This is a genomic window from Nocardiopsis sp. CNS-639 (assembly GCF_000381685.1).
GTDB lineage: Bacteria > Actinomycetota > Actinomycetes > Streptosporangiales > Streptosporangiaceae > Nocardiopsis > Nocardiopsis dassonvillei.
The window spans coordinates 262,667-281,016 of sequence record NZ_KB906859.1; the positions used below are offsets into that span (position 1 = coordinate 262,667).

General features: G+C 73.8%; 16 protein-coding genes. 5 read left to right on the top strand and 11 right to left on the bottom strand.

The genetic code is table 11. The annotated features are described in order from the left end of the window. Positions 1 to 73: 73 nt before the first annotated feature. The 4 genes from G011_RS0112250 to G011_RS0112265 all read left to right on the top strand — a co-directional run bounded on the left by G011_RS0112250 (position 74) and on the right by G011_RS0112265 (position 4,483). Positions 74 to 997, top strand: a complete 924-nt coding sequence (locus G011_RS0112250; protein ID WP_026338237.1) for a DUF3068 domain-containing protein — start codon at positions 74 to 76, stop codon at positions 995 to 997. Positions 998 to 1,069: 72 nt separating this feature from the next. Further along, complete coding sequence (locus tag G011_RS0112255; protein ID WP_019608715.1) at positions 1,070 to 2,038, top strand: decaprenyl-phosphate phosphoribosyltransferase; 969 nt, start codon at positions 1,070 to 1,072, stop codon at positions 2,036 to 2,038. Continuing rightward, entirely contained in the window at positions 2,035 to 3,402 is a 1,368-nt protein-coding gene (locus G011_RS0112260) for an FAD-binding oxidoreductase (RefSeq protein WP_019608716.1), read from the top strand. The genes G011_RS0112255 and G011_RS0112260 overlap by 4 nt, the downstream gene beginning before the upstream one ends. 328 nt (positions 3,403 to 3,730) lie before the next feature. Beyond that, the gene (locus G011_RS0112265; protein ID WP_019608717.1) at positions 3,731 to 4,483 is read left to right on the top strand and encodes an SDR family NAD(P)-dependent oxidoreductase; all 753 of its coding nucleotides are present in this window, start codon (positions 3,731 to 3,733) and stop codon (positions 4,481 to 4,483) included. A gap of 285 nt (positions 4,484 to 4,768) precedes the next feature. Here the strand turns inward: G011_RS0112265 and G011_RS0112270 are convergent, their stop codons facing one another. The 7 genes from G011_RS0112270 to G011_RS0112300 form a co-directional block, all read right to left on the bottom strand. Next, positions 4,769 to 6,151 (bottom strand): MFS transporter, encoded by a 1,383-nt coding sequence (locus G011_RS0112270; RefSeq protein WP_051104359.1) that lies wholly within the window; start codon positions 6,149 to 6,151, stop codon positions 4,769 to 4,771. Between the two features lie 53 nt (positions 6,152 to 6,204). Beyond that, positions 6,205 to 7,254 (bottom strand): oxygenase MpaB family protein, encoded by a 1,050-nt coding sequence (locus tag G011_RS0112275; RefSeq protein WP_019608719.1) that lies wholly within the window; start codon positions 7,252 to 7,254, stop codon positions 6,205 to 6,207. Between the two features lie 74 nt (positions 7,255 to 7,328). Next, positions 7,329 to 8,321: an oxygenase MpaB family protein gene (locus tag G011_RS0112280; RefSeq protein ID WP_019608720.1), complete on the bottom strand. Its 993-nt coding sequence runs from the start codon at positions 8,319 to 8,321 to the stop codon at positions 7,329 to 7,331. 237 nt (positions 8,322 to 8,558) lie between these two features. Then, entirely contained in the window at positions 8,559 to 9,140 is a 582-nt protein-coding gene (locus G011_RS0112285; RefSeq protein WP_019608721.1) for an ATP/GTP-binding protein, read from the bottom strand. Continuing rightward, positions 9,121 to 9,564: a DUF742 domain-containing protein gene (locus tag G011_RS0112290; RefSeq protein ID WP_013151332.1), complete on the bottom strand. Its 444-nt coding sequence runs from the start codon at positions 9,562 to 9,564 to the stop codon at positions 9,121 to 9,123. Before G011_RS0112290 ends, G011_RS0112285 begins: the two co-directional genes overlap by 20 nt. An 8-nt stretch (positions 9,565 to 9,572) precedes the next feature. After that, on the bottom strand, positions 9,573 to 10,028 hold the full coding sequence (locus G011_RS0112295) for a roadblock/LC7 domain-containing protein (protein ID WP_013151333.1): 456 nt from the start codon (positions 10,026 to 10,028) through the stop codon (positions 9,573 to 9,575). A 2-nt stretch (positions 10,029 to 10,030) separates the two neighbouring features. Next, on the bottom strand, positions 10,031 to 12,616 hold the full coding sequence (locus G011_RS0112300) for a nitrate- and nitrite sensing domain-containing protein (RefSeq protein WP_026338238.1): 2,586 nt from the start codon (positions 12,614 to 12,616) through the stop codon (positions 10,031 to 10,033). Between the two features lie 473 nt (positions 12,617 to 13,089). Here G011_RS0112300 and G011_RS0112305 point away from each other — a divergent pair, with 473 nt between their 5' ends. After that, positions 13,090 to 14,187 (top strand): hypothetical protein, encoded by a 1,098-nt coding sequence (locus tag G011_RS0112305; protein ID WP_019608723.1) that lies wholly within the window; start codon positions 13,090 to 13,092, stop codon positions 14,185 to 14,187. Here G011_RS0112305 and G011_RS0112310 read toward each other — a convergent pair. Genes G011_RS0112310 through G011_RS0112325 form a run of 4 tightly spaced genes read right to left on the bottom strand, consistent with a single transcriptional unit; the run spans position 14,150 to position 18,233 of the window. Then, positions 14,150 to 14,545, bottom strand: a complete 396-nt coding sequence (locus G011_RS0112310) for a DUF3592 domain-containing protein (RefSeq protein ID WP_013151336.1) — start codon at positions 14,543 to 14,545, stop codon at positions 14,150 to 14,152. The two genes, G011_RS0112305 and G011_RS0112310, sit on opposite strands and share 38 nt — an antisense overlap. A 16-nt stretch (positions 14,546 to 14,561) precedes the next feature. After that, positions 14,562 to 15,227 (bottom strand): TetR/AcrR family transcriptional regulator, encoded by a 666-nt coding sequence (locus G011_RS0112315; protein ID WP_019608724.1) that lies wholly within the window; start codon positions 15,225 to 15,227, stop codon positions 14,562 to 14,564. A 50-nt stretch (positions 15,228 to 15,277) separates the two neighbouring features. Further along, a complete protein-coding gene (locus tag G011_RS0112320) occupies positions 15,278 to 17,386 on the bottom strand; it encodes a YhgE/Pip domain-containing protein (RefSeq protein WP_026338239.1) in 2,109 nt (702 codons plus the stop codon). Then, positions 17,373 to 18,233 carry an ATP-binding cassette domain-containing protein gene (locus tag G011_RS0112325; protein ID WP_019608726.1) on the bottom strand — a complete coding sequence of 287 codons (861 nt, stop codon included), beginning with the start codon at positions 18,231 to 18,233 and terminating at the stop codon, positions 17,373 to 17,375. The genes G011_RS0112320 and G011_RS0112325 overlap by 14 nt, the downstream gene beginning before the upstream one ends. Between the last annotated feature and the right edge of the window lie 117 nt (positions 18,234 to 18,350).

Consider the following 18,350-nt stretch of genomic DNA (forward strand, 5'->3'; position numbering starts at 1 on the left):
CTCTACCCGGAACTGAACCTAGTTCCACTAGACCCAGTTCCAGATCTGGACTCTCATACGCCCAGGAGGGCACATGCGCCGTACTGTTGCGGTCGTTCTCGTCGCGTTTGGGGTCTTCTTCCTCGCCTTTGCCCCCATGATGCGCACGTGGCTGTCGAGCTCCCTGATGAAGACCCCTCTGGACTACTACAGCGAAACGGTCCTCGAGGCGGACGGGGCCACCTACTTCAACATCGAGGATGTCGAGCTCGTCGAGGACGCCACCCTGGAGGCGCGTTCGACCATCCGGGCCGACGTGGCCTCCAGCACCGACGAGACGGTGGTGTGGGACCAGTTCACCTGGGTCAGGGACGCCGAGACCGACTTCGGCATCACCTCCAGCAGCCGCCGCGCCGGGCACGACCGCGTCACCGGGGAGGCGGTCGACTGCTGCGACTCCATGGTCAACGACGAGTCCGTCGCCCAGAGCGGCCAGGCCTGGAAGTTCCCCTTCTTCACCGAGCAGCGCGACTACGACTTCTACGAGACCACCGCGCGGGAGGTCGTCCCCATGGAGTTCCAGGGGATCGAGGAGGTCGGGGGCGTCGAGGCCTACAGGTTCGTCCAGGAGGTCGAGGACGAGGTCATCGGCGAGCGCACCCTGCCCCGCTCGGTGGCCGGGATGGAGGGCGAGGGCGACGTCACCGGCGACGAGGTCTTCTCCATCACCCGCACCTACTGGATCGAGCCCGTCACCGGCTCCCCCCTCAAGATCGGCGAGGACCAGAACCGCGTCGTCGTCGTGGACGGCGAGGAGGTCCTGACGCTGTTCGACGCCGAACTCGTCTCCAACGACGAGTCCGTCCAGAACGCGGTCGCCAACTCCGAGCAGGGACGCACCGTGCTGCCCCTCCTCCAGACCACCCTGCCCGTCGTCTGCCTCGTCGTCGGTGTCGGATTCATCGGCGTCGCGGTCGTCCTGTTCGTCACGGGCCGCCGTCGTGACCACCACCACTGACCCCCGCGCCCGTCCCTCGCCGACGCGCCCGACCGGGCGCGTCGGCGTGCGTCACCGCGCCCCCCGGCCGCGGTGACGGAGAGGACGCGGGCCACGGGACCGGCGGCGGCCGGGGCTCCGCGCGGCGACGGGGGGACGATCGGCGCGCTCGTCCGCGCGTGCCGCCCCCGGCAGTGGCTCAAGAACCTCCTCGTCCTGGCCGCGCCCGCCGCGGCCGGGGCCCTGACGCAGGCCGGGGCGCTGCTGACCAGCGCGGCGGTGTTCGCCCTGTTCTGCGCGGCCGCCAGCGGCACCTACCTGCTCAACGACGTCCACGACGCACGACGCGACCGCGCGCACCCGCGCAAGCGCCACCGCCCGGTGGCCTCCGGCGCGCTCCCCGCCCCCGTGGCCGTCGCGGTCGGGACCGCTCTCAGCGCCGCCGCGCCGCTGGCCTCCCTGGCGCTGGGCGACCCCGTGCTGTCCGCGCTGGTCGCCGGGTACGTGCTGCTCACGCTCGTCTACACCCGCTACCTGCGGGACCTGGTGGTGTGCGACCTGGTCGCGGTCGCCGCCTGCCACGTGCTGCGCGCGGTGGCGGGCGGGGTGGCCGTCGGCGTGCCGCTGACCTCGTGGTTCGTGATCGTGGTGTCGCTGGCCGCGCTCCTGGTGGTGGTCGGCAAGCGCGAGGCCGAACTGCGCGCGTCCGGCGCCGCGTCCGCTGCGAACGGCGACGCCCCCGCGGGAGCGGCCGCCGCGGCGGCCGCGGTCCGGCCCGCCCTGCGCGGCTACAGCACCGCCTACCTCTCCCAGACCCGCACCATGGCCTCGGGCGCCATGATCGTCACCTACTGCCTGTGGGCGCTGGAACCGGGCGACGGGCCCAGGACGGTCTTCCACGCGCTGAGTATCGTGCCGTTCATCATGTTCGTCCTGCGCTACAACCTGCTCGTGGACCGGGGAGTGGGGGAGGAACCCGAGGAGATCGCCCTGCGCGACCGGCCCCTCCAGCTCATCCTCTGCGGACTCGCGGTCCTGGTCGCAGCGGGGATCCACCTGTGAACCCGCAGCCGGACCGGCCGGTCCTCCTGCGCGGGTGGGGACGCACCGCGCCCACGGCCGCCCGCGTCGTGCGCCCCCGCACGCCCGCCCAGGTCGCCGAGGCGCTCGCCCGGGCGGGGGAGCGCGGGGCGCTGCCGCGCGGGCTCGGGCGCTCCTACGGCGACGCCGCCCAAGACGCCGGGGGCCTGGTGCTGGACTGCACCGGGCTCACCGGCCCCGTGCGCGTGGACGCCGAACGCGGCGAGGTCACCGCCCCCGCGGGCACCAGCGTGGACGCCCTGCTCGCACACCTGCTGCCCCGCGGCCTCTTCGTCCCCGTCACCCCCGGGACCCGCCGCGTCACCCTGGGCGGGGCGGTCGCCGCCGACGTCCACGGCAAGAACCACCACACCGACTCCTCCCTGGGCGCGCACCTGCGCTCCCTCACCCTGGTCACCCCGGACGGGCGCACGCGCCGCCTGGGACCGGAACCCGGCGGCGACCCCGACCTGTTCTGGGCGACCGTCGGCGGCATGGGCCTGACCGGGGCGGTCACCGAGGCCACCCTGGGCGTGCTCCCCGTCCGGACCGCGTACATGCGGGTGGACACCGACCGGACGCCGGACCTGGAGGCCACCCTGGAGCTGATGGCGCGCCCCGGCCACCGGTACTCGGTGGCCTGGCTGGACCTGTTCGCCCGCGGGGACGGTCTGGGCCGGGGCGTGGTCACCCGCGCCCACCACGCCGAGCCCGGCGACCTCCCGGAACCGCTGCGCCGCGACCCGCTGCGGTACCGGAACACGAGCCTGACCGTGCCGCCCCTGACCCCGCCGACGGCGACCCTGAACCGGTGGACCGTCGGCGCGTTCAACGCCCTCGAACACGGCCGGGCGCCCAGGAGGCGGCGCGGCCGGATCCAGCCGGTGGGCGGCTACTTCCACCCGCTGGACGCGCTCGACGGGTGGAACCGGCTGTACGGCAGGCACGGTGCCGTGCAGTACCAGTTCGTGGTGCCCTTCGGCGCGCAGGACGTCCTGGAGTGGATCGCCGGGGAGCTGTCGCGCACGCGCGCGCCCTCGTTCCTGGCGGTCCTCAAGCGGATGGGGCGGCCCACACCGGGACCGCTCTCCTTCCCCCGGCCGGGGTGGTCGCTGGCCGTGGACCTGCCCGCCGACCTGCCCGGTCTAGGCCCCCTGCTGCACCGCTTCGACGAGCGCGTGGCCGACGCGGGGGGCCGCCTGTACCTGGCCAAGGACAGCCGGGCCAGCCCCGAGGCCGTGCACGCCATGTACCCCGGCCTGCCCGCCTGGCGCCGGGTGCGCGGGCGGGCCGACCCGGACGGGGTCCTGGTCTCGGACCTGGCCCGCCGACTGCGGCTGCTGTGACAGCGCGGCCCTTCGGTGGCACGATGACGGCCGTCCCCGGACCTCTTCTTCGAACGAGCTCAGCGCGAGAGGAGTTGTCCGGGCGCCCACGGGGTTCTGGACGTGGCGGAGGCGAGACTGCGAGGGACGGGCCGTCTCACCGGAGGCACCGAAGGTTCCCGCATCGGAGGACGCCCGAACAGGACAAGTGCTGCGCGTAGCGTCCGTTGAGGGTGGTAGCCCGCCTCGGCGCGGAGCGCCCCCCGGCGGGCGGTGGTGGGCGACGGGCGGGCCGAAGCGGAGCGGAGGCCCAAAAGAAACACGAACTTCCGGAAAGGCAGGGACAGCCGTGCGCGACTCGGTGGGAGCGGTGCGGAGCGTGCTGCTGCTCGGCGGCCGCAGCGAGATCGGCCTGGCCATCGTCGAACGGCTGGTCCGCGAGGGCGCCCGCGAGGTGGTGCTGGCCGCCCGGGGCGGGGTGCCCTCGCCGCCGGGCGCGCTCACCGCTCTCGGGGCGCGGACGCACTCGGTGGACTTCGACGCCGGTCTGCCCGACACCCACACCGGTACCGTGGCGGCCGCGGTGGAGCTGGTGGGCGATCTGGACGTGGTGGTGGACGCGTTCGGGGTGCTGGGCGAGCAGTCCGAGTACGAGGCCGACCCGGCCGCCGCCGCCCGCGCCGCCGCCGTCAACTACACCGGGCACGTGTCCGCCGACCTGGCCGTGGCCGCCCGCCTGCGCGAGCAGGGCCACGGGACGCTCGTGGTGCTCTCCTCCGTGGCGGGGGTGCGGGTGCGCAGGTTCAACTTCGTGTACGGGTCGGCCAAGGCGGGCCTGGACGGCTTCGCGCAGGGCCTGGCCGACTCCCTGCACGGGTCCGGCGCGCGGGTGCTGGTGGTGCGGCCGGGCTACGTGCCGACGCGGATGTCGGCGCACGTGGCGCCCGCACCCTTCCCGGCCACGCCTGGCCAGGTCGCGGACGCGATGTCGGCCGGGCTGCGCTCGGGGGCCACCACCGTGTGGGCGCCGCGCGTGCTCCAGCCGCTCTTCGCGGGGATGCGGCTGCTCCCGCGCCCGCTGTGGCGCCGCCTGGGCCGCTGAGGCGGGGACCCTTCGGGGGTGGTCGTTCCGGAACGACCACCCCGTGGTGCCCTGTGCCGGTCACCGCTCCGGGAGGCGGCCCGGGGCGGACCGGAGGCGGGGACCCCGCGCCGCTCACCGCTCCGGGGCGGCCCGTGCCCACCGGGAGCCGGCCCCCGGTCACGGGCGCGGCAGGATCGTCCTGCTCCCCTGAGGGGGTGGCGGAACGCTCGTGCGTCCCGCCACCGAGGCCCGTCGGGCCGCTGGAGGCGGCGACCCCGGGTGCCGCGCCAGCCACACCTCCGGTCAGCGCGGGGCCGCCTCCTCGGCGGTCAGCCGGTAGAAAGCCAGCGGCACCAGGCAGCACAGCATCACCGCGGCGGGCACCAGCGTGCTGCCGACCAGCATGCCGCGCAGCGCCTCGTCGCTCTGCCGGACCGCCTCCCCGGCCCCGGACTCCACGTAGCCGCTCACCGCCAGGGCCAGCGACAGCAGCCCGGTTCCCACCGACTGCGCCATGGCCTCCCCGGCGGTCCACACGCCCGAGAGCACGCCGCCCTGCCGCCGCCCGGAGGCGTCGGCGGTGGCCAGGCAGTCGGCCAGCATCGACCACGGCAGCAGCGTCGTCCCCGACAGGCCCACGCCCACCAGCACGGAGGACAGCACGGCGCCGGGGAGGCCCCAGATCGGGATGAGCAGCAGGCCCAGACCGCCCAGGGCGAACACCGCCGCCGCGTACCCGGCGGCGCGGCGCTTGTCCACCCGCAGGGACAGCCGCCGCCACAGCGGGGCCGACGCGATCAGCGGCACCAGCACGCACACCATGAGCACGCTCGTGTAGCCCGGCTCGCCCATGACGTTGGCCGTCACGTACGGCACGCCCGCGACCATGGTGCCGCCCGCCGTGGCCATCAGGAGGTTGGCGGGGAAGAGCACCCGGAAGTGCCGGTGGGCGAAGGCCACCCGCAGTTGGGCCGCCAGACCCTCCGTGCGGTGCGCGAACACCGGGCGCGGCGCCCGGCGCGTGCCCACCACCGAGCCCAGCATCGACACCAGCACCACGCAGCCCATGAGCAGGCCCATCAGCCGGTATCCGGCCACGGGGTCCGCGGGGGCCGACTGGACGACCGGCGCCAGGGCGCCGCCCAGCATCAGGGCGAGCCCGACGAACGCGGTCCGCCACGTGTTGAACGTGGACCGCTCGTGGTAGTCGGAGGTGATCTCCCCGGGCATGGCCGTGTGCGGCACCTGGAACACCGACGAGGCCAGAGCGGCGGCCACGAACACGGCCGCCACGTACACCGCGGCGGAGCCGCCCTCCAGCGGCGGCCCGGCGAACATCGCGGCGAACAGCACCGGCAGGGTCAGCGCCCCCGCCAGCATCCACGGGCGCCGCGGCCCCCACGGCGAGCGCGTCCTATCCGACCAGATCCCGATATACGGACTGACCAGAAGGTCGACCACCTTGGGCAGGAGCACCACCGCCCCGGCCAGGGCGGGGCTCACCGCGAGCGTGTCGGTCAGGTAGATGAGGAGCAGCAGCCCGGGCACCGTGTTGAAGATCCCCGTGGCCACCGCGCCGCTGCCGTACCAGGCGTGCACGGAACGGGGCAGCGGAGCACCCGGCCCGCCGACCGTGCTCCGGGCGGCGGCCTCCGGAGCGGCCGCCCCGGACGCGGTCCCTCCCAGCGCGGCGCCCCCGGGCCTGGTGCCCCCGGACGCCGCGGGGTCGGCCGCGGCGGTCACGCGCGCCCGTCCGTGGAGGCCGCGGCCTCCGGAGCCTCCCGGGTCCGCGCGGCGGGGGAGGCCTCCGCGGCCTCCGGCGCCGCGGCGGACGGTGCCGTCCTCGGTGCCTCCCGGCCCTCGGGAGCCGCGCCGCCCTCCCCACCGCCGTACAGCTCCTCGTGCCCCACCGGGTCCACGTCGTGCGCCACGGGGCAGCCCGCCGGGAAGGTGCCGATCCGGTTGACGTCGTACCCCTTCGGGTAGCTGCGGATGTTCGGGTTGTCCTCCGCCCACAGCGGCTCCTCGCGCGGCTTCATCCGGCGCACCACCAGGGCCCGCAGCCTCAGCGCCAGGTCCGCCGCCCGCCGCCACGCCCTGCTGGGCGGCTCGTAGCGGAAGGTCTCGATGAGCGACTCGTCCAGGATCGCCATGGAGAACTTCCGGGCCAGCCCGGACACGCGCCGCGGGTAGAAGGACACCATCAGGTCGAGGGTGGCGTCGGAGACGGCCCGGCCGCCCTCGGTGTAGGCGAAGTGCTCGCGCTCGTAGGAGTCGAGGAGCTCCCGGAACTGTTCGTAGGTCTCGGGGACGTCCTTGATCCCCATGTACCGGCCGAGCCTGCGGTAGTAGTGCGTGATCGCCGAGATCTCGTGCTGGCTCAGCCTGCGCCAGCCGTAGCCGTGGTCGTTGATCCAGCGCACCGGCATGACCACGAACGTGCTGAGCACGTAGCGGTAGTCGTCGTTGCTGATGTCGTAGGAGCGGTGCATCTGGTTCATCCGGCGCAGCGCGTCGCGGCCCTGACCGGGCTCGAACCCGTACCGCATCATGTTGTTGAGGATCAGCGCGGTGTCGTCGTAGCGCTTCTGGGTGCTGCCGGTGAACTCGTCGGTGCGGCCCAGGAGTTCGCCGATGCTGGGCACGGCGTAGGTGCGGTACAGGGCGATGCCCAGCGCCCGGCCCATGTCCCAGGGGAACTCCTGGGAGTTGAGGATCTGCATGATCCGTACGCAGTCGGCCTCGTGGTCCAGGTGGTGGATCTCGTCTCTGAGGTCGAAACGCTTCATCGGCGGTTCCTTCGGGGAGAGGGGGTCGGTCCGGGGGGATCGGGGTCGGGAGGACGCTACCTCTGCGCGTCCTCCTAGGAGGCCGGCGCGGACGCCTCCCCGTCAGACCCCGCGGACGCCTCCCCGCCCGCCGGTGCGACCGCCTGGTCCGGCGCGGGCACGCGGGCGCCCGTGGCGGCGACCTCGCGGGTCACCATGCCGTGCGGGACCGGGCAGCCCTGGGGGAAGGTGCCGATCCGGGACGGGTCGTAGCCCCGGGGGTAGCTGCGGATGTTGGGGCTCATCCTGGCCCAGCGCGGCTCCCGGCGCGGCGGCATCAGGCGCACCACCCGGGCCCGCAGCCTCAGCGCGCCCGCGCTCAGCCGCCGCCAGGCGACCGAGGGCTCGGGGTAGCCGAAGGCGCGGATGAGCCGGTCGTCGAGCAGGGCCTTGGTGAAGGGGCGCACCAGGGGCCGCTGCCAGGCCGGGTAGAGGTCCACCATCAGCCCCAGGGTGGCGTCGGAGACGGCCCGGCCGCCCTCGGTGTAGGCGAAGTGCTCGCGCTCGTAGGAGTCGAAGAGTTCGAGGAACCCGGCGTAGGTCTCGGGGATGTCCTTGATCCCCATGTGCCTGCCGAGCTTGCGGTAGTAGTTGGTGTTGGCGGCGATCTCGTGGTCGCTCAGCCTGCGCCAGCCGTAGCCGTGGTCGTTGATCCAGCGCACCGGCATGACCACGAAGGTGCTCAGGACGTAGCGGTAGTCGTCGTTGCTGATGTCGTAGGAGCGGTGCATCTGGTTCATCCGGCGCAGCGCGTCGCGGCCGCGGCCCGGACCGAATCCGTGCTCCATGATGTCGTTGAGGATCAGCGCCGTGTCGTCGTAGCGGTGCTGCGTGCGCTCGGTGAACTCGCGCGTGTGCGCCAGCAGCTCGCCGATGCTGGGCACGGCGTAGGTGCGGTACAGGGCCAGGCCCAGGGCCTGTTCGATGTCCCACGGGAACTCGTGGCTGCCGAGGATGCGCACGATCTGCTCACAGTCGTCCTCGGCGTCCAGGGTATGGATCCGGTCGCGCCACTCGAACCGCTTCATGGGCAACTCCAGTCACCTTCGTGCGGGCCCGCTCGGACGGGGCCATGGTCTGCGGGTGTGGCGCGCCCGCGGCGCTCCACGGGGCGCACTTTACCTGGAAGCCCCTTGTGTACACCGGTTCCGGGGGGTCGAACGTGTCCGCAAACCCGGCAGGACGTCCGAAACCCCGAAGTCCGTCCCCGGCGGGCCACGCGAAAGGGGCGGGGGACCGGCCCCCGCCCCTTCCGTGGAGCGGACTCAGGCGGCCATCCGCTCGGCCACCCGGTTCACCAGCGTCACCAGCACCGCCTTGGCCGACTCGCGCTCACGCGCGTCGCACAGCACGACCGGGATCGCGGGGTCCAGGCTCAGCGCGGCGCGGACCTCCTCGGGCTCGTACTGGTGGGCGCCCTCGAAGCAGTTCACCGCCACCACGAACGGCACGCCGCGCCGCTCGAAGAAGTCCACCGCGGCGAAGCACGTCTCCAGACGGCGGGTGTCGGCGATGACCACCGCGCCCAGCGCCCCCTCGGACAGCTCCTCCCACATGAACCAGAACCGCTCCTGGCCCGGGGTCCCGAACAGGTACAGCACCAGGTGGTCGTTGATGGTGATGCGGCCGAAGTCCAGCGCCACGGTCGTGGTCGTCTTGGCCTCCACGCCCGACAGGTCGTCGATCCCGTAGCTGGCCTCGGTCATCACCTCCTCGGTGCTCAGCGGCGCGATCTCGCTGACCGATCCGACCATCGTGGTCTTACCGGCTCCGAAACCCCCCGCCACGAGGATCTTGAGCGCCGCCGGAACGGGCGCCTGCGTGTCGTCAGAGTCGCTGGATGCCATCGAGAACCGCCTGGAGTACGTCCCGGCTGACCGGGCTCTTCGCTGTGTAGGGGGCGCGGGCCAAGGCGAGGCCGCGGTTGAGCAGGTCGCTGAGCAGGACCTTGACCACGGCCACCGGGATGTCCAGGTGCGCGGACACCTCGGCGACCGACTGGGGCCGTCGGCACAGCTCCAGGATGCGTATCTGCTCGGGCTCCAGCGCCATCTCGTCGACCTCGGCCCGCTTGGCCGCGATCACGACGCTGATCATGTCCAGCTGCACGGTGTCGGCGTGCTCGCGCCCCTGCGCGATCACGTACGGCCGTACCAACGGTCCGGCGTCCTGCTGTCCGACCGCCGCGCCCTCGTCGAACCCGCCGACCGCGTCCCTCTGGGGCAGGCCGTGCGGATCCTCCTCGGGCGGCAACTCGTTGTGCGCTTGCATGGCGTCCCCTATCGCGTGGCTTCCCCGGAAGCGCCCTCGCGTCTGGGCGCGGCGTCCAGATAACGGCCCACCTGCTCGACCAGCACGTTCATCTCGTAGGCGATGAGGCCGACGTCGGCGCTCTCCTCGGCCAGGACCGCCAGGCACGCCCCCCGGCCGGCACCGGTGACGAACAGGTACGCGCTCTCCATCTCCACGACGGTCTGGAGCACCTCGCCCCCGCCGAAGTGGCGGCCGGTGCCCCGGGCCAGGCTCTGGAACGCGGACGCCACCGCGGACAGGTGCTCGGCGTCCTCCTTGACCAGCTCGCGGGAGCGGCCGATCAGCAGCCCGTCGGCGGAGAGCACGATCGCGTGGCGGGAGCCCACCGCACGGTCGAGCAGCTCGTCCAGCAGCCAGTCGATGTCCTTCTTGCCCGCGCCGCTTCCACTGTCACGCTGGGCGCTTTCGGGAGTACTCGTCACGGTTACGCGTCCTTGTCGGTGTCGTTGGTCTGCTGCTTGCCTTCGCGCCGTCCGCGGTCCGTACCCTTCTGGAACGCGGACATGTTCCGGCGCAGGCGCGCCAGACGCTCCTGGCCGTCCTGGGCCGCGTTCGAGGAGGACCCGCCCGCCGTCGCGGGGCCGCTCTGGGTGTCGGCCGCGGGGTCGGCGGCCAGCTGCGGAGCCAGGTTCTCCTGGGGCCGCCGCTTGGGCAGCGGCGGCCGTCCCCCGCCCGCCTCGACCATGGCGGGCGGTTCGGCGGCGGAGGGGTCGGGGTCGGGGACCGCGCTGACGGCCGGGGTCCGGGTGGGCAGCGGCGTCCGGGTGGGCAGCGGGGGGCGGTCGCCGTCCGCGTCGAGGAGGTCCGCGCCGCCCGCCGGGGCCTCGGCGGCCTCGGCGGTCACGGTGTCGTCCCCATCGCCCCCGGCGGAGTCCGCGGGGTCCTCGTCCTTGCGGGCGGGGGCCTCCTCCTTCGGCGCGGACACCGAGGTCAGCACGGGCTTGACGCGCCTGCCGGACGACAGCTCGCCGCCGGGCGTGCGGTCCAGGATCTCGCGCACGTCCCACACGTGCTCGCCGCTCTCGTCGGAGGGCAGCGGGGAGCGGTCGCCGGAGATCAGCTCGTGCGGCAGCAGGACGATGGCCTGCACGCCCCCGTACGGCGACGGGCGCAGGTGCACGCGGATGCCGTGGCGGTGGGCCAGGTGCGAGACCACGAACAGGCCGAGGCGCATCTTCTCGTTCAGGCGCATCACGTCGAACTCGGGCGGGCTGGACAGCAGCGCGTTCGCCGAGGCGAACTCGCTCTCGGTCATGCCCAGGCCCCGGTCCTCGATCTCGACCGTCACGCCGTTGGGCACGTCCTCGCTGCTCAGGCGCACGTGCGTGTGCGGCGGGGAGAACATCGCGGCGTTGTCGACCAGTTCGGCGACCAGGTGGATGACGTCGGCCACGGCCGGGCCGTTGAGGTGCACGCGGGCGATCCGCTCGCGCTTGACGCGGGTGTAGTCGCCCGACTCGGAGATGGCGCCGCGCAGCACGTCGATCAGCGGCATGGGGCGGTGCCAGGTGCGGCCGGGCGCCTCTCCGCCCAGGATGAGCAGGTTCTCGGCGTTGCGGCGGGAGCGGGTGGCCAGGTGGTCGAGCTTGAACAGCTGGGCCAGCTGCTCGGGGTCCTCCTGCTCGCGCTCCATCCGGTCCAGCAGGCGCAGCTGGCGGTGGACCAGCGTCTGGCTGCGGTGCGCGATGTTGAGGAACACGCGGTTGACGCCCTGGCGCAGTTCGGTCTGCTGCACCGCCGCGTTGACGGCCGCGCGCTGGGCGGTGTTGAACGCCCTGGCCACGTCGCCGAGTTCGTCGTCGTCGGCGGCCAGCGCGGGCAGGGCCGCCTCGGTGTCCACGCGCTCGCCCTCGTGCAGGCGGCGCATGAGGTCGGGCAGGCGGTTCTCCGACAGGTCGTTGGAGTCGTCGCGCAGGCGCAGCAGGCGCTCGGTGAGCGCGTTGGAGGAGCGGCGGGCCAGCACGAAGGCGAACGCGATGACGGCGGCGACGCCGAGGCTGCCCGCCACGGCGAAGACCAGGGCCTGGTTGGCCTCGGCGCGGGTGACCTCCGCGGCGTACAGGGCCTCGTCGGCGCCGATCGCGGTGAGCTCGGACAGGACGTGGTCGTAGGCCTCGTCCCACGCGGCGTAGTCCACCGGCATGGACAGGTCCTGGACCTCGCTGGGCACCAGGGTCACCGGGTCGGTGACCGTCTCGGTGGTCACCTGGCGGTCGATGATCTCGTCCTGCATGCGCTGGAGGTCGGCGTACTCCTGGCTCGCCAGAAGGTTCTCCAGCCGGGCCTCCTGGCCCTCGCCCTCCAGGTAGTGGCCGTTGGCGGCGAGCATGCTCTCGTAGGAGCCGACCAGCTCGGTGAACTGGCGCTGCTCCTCCAGGGTCAGCTCGTCGGTGGCGAAGGCGTGGGCGATCTGGGCGTCGGACCGCGCGAAAAGGTCCACCGTGCGGAACATGTAGGTCGCGGTGAAGCTCGGGTTGACCGCTCCGTTCCCGTCGCTGCCCGCGCGGGTCTGGCTGTCGAAGCTGTCGGCGCCGTGCAGGATCAGCTCGTTGTAGTAGTCCAGGACGTCGGTGCGGGAGGCCTCTCCCGAGTCCACCGCCGCGCGGATGGCGTCGATCTCGCCGTACTGCGCGTGCAGCATCTCGATGTGGTGGCCGCTCTCTCCGGGGGCGATGTCGGCGAAGCCGATGAGCTCGCCCACGACCGCGCCCAGGGATTCGTCGGTGCTCTCGCGGGCCTCGGCCAGCTGGTCCTCGATCTGAGTGTCCCCCGGGTTCTCGATGTGGGCGATCGTCTGCGTCCGCTCCCGCATCACGTCCACGAGGCCGATCGCCGCCGGGGCGACCAGGTCGTCGGTGGCGTCGGCGCGGAGGCGCTGGACGACCGCGTCCCCGGCCAGGGCCACGGTGAGGACCAGCCAGAGCACCACCAGGGCGGTGGTGGGGATCATGACCATTGCGCGGATGCGGGAGGTGATGCTCCGACCGCGTCGCTCGGGTACTGCCTGCACGGTTCTCCTGTCGATCCGCGTCCGGGGTCTTGTGGGGGTGGGGGCCGCCGGGGGGAGTCGGCGCGTCCCGGTCCGCCTGTGCGCGGCCTCGTGCCCCGCGGGTTGCGTCCGTGGGGGGCTCTCGACACGGGACGTACCGCAGGGTAACCACAAACGCGGCATTTCGGCGTGGGGGATCGTACCTCGCCGGTGAAACGCTGAAATATCCGGGTGGTGGAGGCAGTCTGCCATGGGAGGCGAGAATGTCCACCTCTCGGGTGGGCGGTAGGGGTGTTTCCTCCTGTGAAGCCTTGTGACAATAGGGCAAAGGTCACATATGGCGGAGAGTATGGCAAGTCCTGCTCCGGGTGACCGAACCCACCCTCCCCGGGCCCGGTCGCCGCCGCGAATGTCCGCGTTCGCCCCTCGCCCCGGCGCCGCGCGTACTAGCGTTGCGTGTCGAAGGGGGAACACCACGTGACGGGGGGACGCGCATGGGCCAGCCGACGGGCGGGGGATCGCTCGCCGTGGAGGCCGCGGTCGCGGGGGTCCCGCTGCTGGTGGTCTGCGCGGCGGCGCTCTACCTGAGCCTTCAGTACCGCCGCTACGGCCGCCCGCACGGCTGGCCGGGCCTGTGCACCGCGGCCGCCCTGGCCGCGGGCGCCGGTCTGGCGGCGTACGCGGTCTGGCCGCTGCCCGCCTCCGTCGACGGCCTGTGCGCGGACCCCCTCGGCGGCCGGTCCGGCCGGGAACTCCTGCCCGCGCCCGGGGAGGCCGGGCTCCTCGCCCTGTTCCTGGCGGTCGGACTGCTGGCCAGGCACCGCTTCCGCCGCGGCGCCGCGTTCACCGTGCTGCTGGGGGCGGCCCTGGCCGCTGCCGTGGTCGCCGTCCGCGCCACCGGCCTCCTGGGCCTGTACCCGTGCGCCTACGCCGAGGCCCCGCCGGGGCTCGTGGCCTGGGGCGCGGCCGCGACCCTGCTCGGCTGGCTGCTCGCCCGGTGGGCGCTCCCGGCCGGGTACGCCCGTGGCTGGCCCGCGGCCGTCGCGGACCGCGCTGTGCCCGGACCGGTGCGCAGGCTCACCGGCGCCCTGCTCGACCTGGGCCTGTGGTGGTTCGGCGCGGCCGCCCTCGCCGTCTCGGCGCACGCGCTCGGCGCCGCGGGACCGGGAACCGGGACGCGTACGACCGCCCTGCTGTGCCTGGGCGGGGCCCTCGCCCTGGTTCCCGCGCTGACGCGTCGCGACCGCGCCACCCCGGGCGCCGCCTCGGTGCGGCTGGCGTTGCGTGACCGCGGGTACCCGGCCCCGGCGGCCCGCTGGCGGGTCCTGACGCGCACCTGCCTGCTCCAGGGGCCCGTCGTCGTCCTCCTGGCCCTGGGCCTGCCCTGGTACGCGCTCGCCGTGGCCGCGGTGCACGTCAGCAGCGCTCTGGTCCGGCCCGACGGCGCGGGCGTGGCCGATCTGCTGTGCGGGGTGCGCGTGTGCGCCCGCGCCACCCTGGACGGCGCCCTGCCCTCACGCCTGGTCCGCTACTCCGCCCCGCGCGGGGAGCCCCTCAGCGCCAGGCCAGGTAGCCCAGCAGCAGCCCCGTGAACACCAGGATCGCGCCCAGGCCCCCGAACAGCACCCGCACGTAGTGCGACAGCCAGGGCGCGGACACGATCCGGGCCCGCTCGGGCGTGTCGGGGTCGTAGGCGACGGTCACGATCTCCCCGGCACGGGAGGCCGTCCATCCGGTGTTCTCGTGCTCGGCGTGCACCTCGTGCCCGTCCTCGGTACGGAACTGCACGATCATCCGGGAGGCCGTGGAGGTCTCGTGGTAGCCGATCACACGCGCCTTGGCGCGCATCCCGTGTCGGCGCAGCCGCAGTTCCAGGCGCGTGTCACGTGTGACCGCCCAGAGCATGACCACCCCGGCCAGGAGCGGGATCAGGGGATAGAGGGTGGCCATCGCGCAGTACGTCCTCTCAGGTGTCCGGGGTGCTCGTGCGGTCGGGGGAGTCGGAGGGGTCGACCAGGCCGCCGACCATGCGGGCCAGCGTCGCGTGGACCTCCTCGACGGGGCGCCCGGGCTGGAGCGTGCGCCAGTCCAGGGCCACCGTCACCACCATGCCGAACAGGGCGGACCCGGCCAGGCCGGTGTCCAGGTCCGGTCGCAGCGACCCCTCCGCGGCCAGGTCGTCCAGCAGGCCGGTGATGACCCCGATCGCCTCGGTGCGGATCTGGAGGATCGTCGCGTACCAGGCCCGGTTGGTCCGCCAGGCCTCCGCCATGAGCAGGCGGGCCAGGGACTCGTGCTCGCCGATGAACACCACCCCGGCGCGCAGTACGGCGGCGAGCGCGTCGCGGGGGGCGGCGCCGGCCCCGGGCGGGGGCACCGCGTCCTTGAGTGTGTCGGCCAGCCGGGTCACGCCCCACTCCATCAGGGCCGCGTACAGCTCGCCCTTGCCGCCGAAGTTGTAGTAGACGGTGCCCTTGGCCACCCCGGCGCGCTCGGCGATCTCGTCGACGGTCGTGGCGCCGTACCCCTGCTCGGAGATCAGCGTGACCGCGGCCTCGAACAGGCGGCGCCGGGTGGCCTCGCGGCGGCCGCTCACGGGGTGGTCGGACGTGCTCGCACTCATCCGGTCCATTCTCGCCCATACTCGTACAGGTCGCGCCATGTCCGTCACCCTGGCGCACGTCACAGCTTCAGCGCCGGGTGGAGCGCGCCCATCGTCCACACGCGCTTGCGTTCCACCGTCCACCACGTGAGCAGCAAGGGCACCACCAGCCACAGCGCCATTACCCCGAACGCCGCCCGGACCAGGTCCGGGTCGCCGCCGCCGATCATGTGGCGCAGCGCGGTCACACCCCAGTGCAGCGGCAGGAACGGCCCCACGGCCTGGAAGAAGGCCGGGCTGGTCTCGATCGGGTACGTTCCGCCCGCCGAGGTGAGCTGGAGCACCAGCAGCGCCAGCGCCACCACCCGTCCCGCCGCGCCGAAGGCCACGTTCAGGTACTGCACCGTCGCGGCGAACGCGGCGGCGGTCAGCACCAGGAAGGCGATCAGCAGCGGCCAGTTCCCCGCCTCCAGGCCCAGCAGCAGGTGCAGGGCGGCCATCATGACCAGCACCTGGCCGACGCCGAGCAGGAGCGGGGCGACCCGCCCGGCCAGCGCCACCCGCCAGGAGGGGGCCGAGGAGGCCAGGGCCCGCGAGGACAGCGCGGGCAGCACCATGAACACCACCATCGCGCCCACCCACAGCGACAGCGGCACGAAGAACGGCGTGAACCCCGTCCCGTAGTCGGGCGCCTCGTTGGAGACGGCGCTGTCCAGCCGCACCGGACGGCTCATCGTCGAGGAGGCGTCGTCGCGCCCCTGTTCGGAGTAGGTGGGAACCTGGTCCGCGCCCTCGTCGAGCCCCTCGGCCAGCTCGTCGGAGCCCGAGGCCAGCTCCTCCAGGCCCGAGTGCAGCTCGTCGGCTCCGCCGCTGAGCTCGCCCAGCCCCTCGTCGAGGTCACCGGCGCCGTCGGCGGACTCAGCCAGCCCGTCGCGCAGCTGCGCGGACCCCTCGGCCAGCTCGGCCAGGCCCTCGTCCAGCTCGTCGGCCCGCTCCCGTGCGTCCTCCGCCCTCTCCACCATCGCGGGCAGGTCCTCCGAGAGCGCGGCGGCCTCCGCGCTCAGCGCGGCGGCGTCCTCGGCGGTCGCGGTGATCGCGTCGCGGTTGTCCTCGACGAACCCGGCCGCCGACCCGGCGACATCCAGGGCCTCCTGGAGGTCGCACAGCAGGGTGTACAGGTCGGGGTCCTCGGTCTCCAGCTCGGGGTGCTCCTCCAGGTAGGCCGCCAGGCGTCCGTCCACCTCCTCCAGGGCCCCGGTGTCGACCTCCGGCAGCTCCTCCAGGGCCGCGGACAGGGCCGCGGTGACCTCGGCGGCGTTCCCGGCGTGCTCCTGGAGGGAGGGGATGTCCTCCTCCAGCTGCGGGAGCCACTCGTCGGCCAGCGCGTCGAGCTTGTCCACCTGGGCCGAGACCTCCTCGGAGGCGGTCGCGGCGCCGCTGGCCAGGTCCTGCGAACCGGCGTACAGCTGGTCGAGGCCGCCGCTGAGCTCCCCGGCGCCCGTGTGCGCCTCGCCGACGCCCCCGGACAGCTCCGAGGACCCCTCCTCGGCCTCGCCCGCGCCGCCGGAGAGCTCGTCGGCCCCCTCCGCGGCCTCCTCGGTCCTGCCGTGGATCTCGTTGAACCCGAGGAAGATCTGGTCCAGGTAGCCGTTGATCGCCGACGCCGCGGCGGCCTCCTGGATCTCGCGGAACGCGCTTCCGGCCAGCTGGCGGACGATGAAGCTGTTGGAGTCGTTGTAGTGCGCCTCCAGGGTCGCCGGGGTGGGGGACTCCCGGTCTCGGGAGGGGGAGGTCAGGTCGGCGCTGAAGTCGGAGGGGATGGTCAGGGAGACGTAGTAGGTGCCGTCGGCGACACCGCGCGCGGCCTCCCGGGCGCTCACCAGGTGCCAGTCCAGGTCCCCCCGCTCCAGGAGGGTGTCGGTGAGCTCGCCCCCGGCGTCGACCTCGCGGCCCCCGACCTCAACCGGCTCGTCCTCGTTGACGAGGGCGACCGGTAGGCGTTCCATCCGGCCGAAGGGGTCCCAGAACGACCACAGGTACATCCCCGAGTAGAGCAGCGGGATGAGCAGGAGGGCGGCCAGCGCGGCGGCGGGCAGCGGCGAGCGCAGGAAGGAGCGCACGGTCAGCAGCCCGAGCCGGGGTACCGCGAGGGGGCGCACGAGCGGGCGCGAACGCCTACGCCCGGCCACGGTCCCCGCCCTCCTCCCGGCCGCCGCGCAGGATGTCCAGGCCGACGTGGCGGCGGTGCCGCCCGCGGCGTCCGCCGGTACCCGGCCCCGCGGCGGACGCGCCACCGGGGGAGCCCGCGCCTCCGGTGCCGGTCGCGGAGGCGGACGGGGACCCGGCGCCGGAACCGGAGCCGGACGGGTCGCCCGCGTCCTGGCGCAGCGGGATCGGCCCCTGGGTGTCCGGTCCCGCAACCTCGGCCAGTTCGCCGGAGTCGGCGCAGGTGGCGACCACCGTCAGCCCCTCGTCCGACAGCGCCTTGAGGGTGCGCCACAGGTCGGCCTGGTGCCCGGGTTCCAGGCCGCCGTCGACGTCGTCCACGGCCAGCAGCCGGGGTTCGGCCAGCAGGGCCAGGGCCAGCCCGAGGCGGCGCCGCTCGACCATGGACAGCTCCCGCACCAGCGACCGGCGGTCCAGCCCGCCCAGCCCCGCGGCCTCCATGGCCTCGTCGGCCAGGCTCCGCGCGGCGGGGCGCATGCGCAGCAGCAGCCCCTCGGACAGGTGCTCGCGGACCCGGAGCCGCTCGTCCAGGGGGTTGACCTCGTCCATTAGCCCGAGCGAGCTGATCCGGCGGACCCGGCGCGCGTGCCGGGGCAGGGCGTGGCCGTCCACGTACAGGGTTCCCTCGGAAGGGCGCATCCGGCCGGTCAGGGTGAGGAGCAGGGCGCTGCGCCCGCCCCCGGAGTCGGCCCGGAAGACGGTGAGCGTGCCCGGCCGGGCCGTGAACCCCACGTCGGTGTACACGGGGCCCTCCCGGGTGGCGAGCCCGACGCCCTCGGCCTGTACACGAGCTCCGGTCGCCCGTCGCATCCCTCGGCCCCCTCCGGTTTTTGAACTGACCAGTCAGTGCAAAACTGCGGAAACCACCGTACAGCGCGCATACGCCTCCTCCGGGCACCGGGAGCTGTGGAGTGTCGCACAGCGCCG

What these genes read in the sequence shown, in the direction of transcription:
- G011_RS0112250 (WP_026338237.1), top strand. Translation starts at nt 74, where the DNA reads ATGCGCCGTACTGTTGCGGTCGTTCTCGTCGCGTTTGGGGTCTTCTTC.
- G011_RS0112275 (WP_019608719.1), bottom strand. Translation starts at nt 7,254, where the DNA reads ATGAAGCGTTTCGACCTCAGAGACGAGATCCACCACCTGGACCACGAG.
- G011_RS0112280 (WP_019608720.1), bottom strand. Translation starts at nt 8,321, where the DNA reads ATGAAGCGGTTCGAGTGGCGCGACCGGATCCATACCCTGGACGCCGAG.
- G011_RS0112285 (WP_019608721.1), bottom strand. Translation starts at nt 9,140, where the DNA reads ATGGCATCCAGCGACTCTGACGACACGCAGGCGCCCGTTCCGGCGGCG.
- G011_RS0112290 (WP_013151332.1), bottom strand. Translation starts at nt 9,564, where the DNA reads ATGCAAGCGCACAACGAGTTGCCGCCCGAGGAGGATCCGCACGGCCTG.
- G011_RS0112305 (WP_019608723.1), top strand. Translation starts at nt 13,090, where the DNA reads ATGGGCCAGCCGACGGGCGGGGGATCGCTCGCCGTGGAGGCCGCGGTC.
- G011_RS0112310 (WP_013151336.1), bottom strand. Translation starts at nt 14,545, where the DNA reads ATGGCCACCCTCTATCCCCTGATCCCGCTCCTGGCCGGGGTGGTCATG.
- G011_RS0112315 (WP_019608724.1), bottom strand. Translation starts at nt 15,227, where the DNA reads ATGGACCGGATGAGTGCGAGCACGTCCGACCACCCCGTGAGCGGCCGC.
- G011_RS0112325 (WP_019608726.1), bottom strand. Translation starts at nt 18,233, where the DNA reads ATGCGACGGGCGACCGGAGCTCGTGTACAGGCCGAGGGCGTCGGGCTC.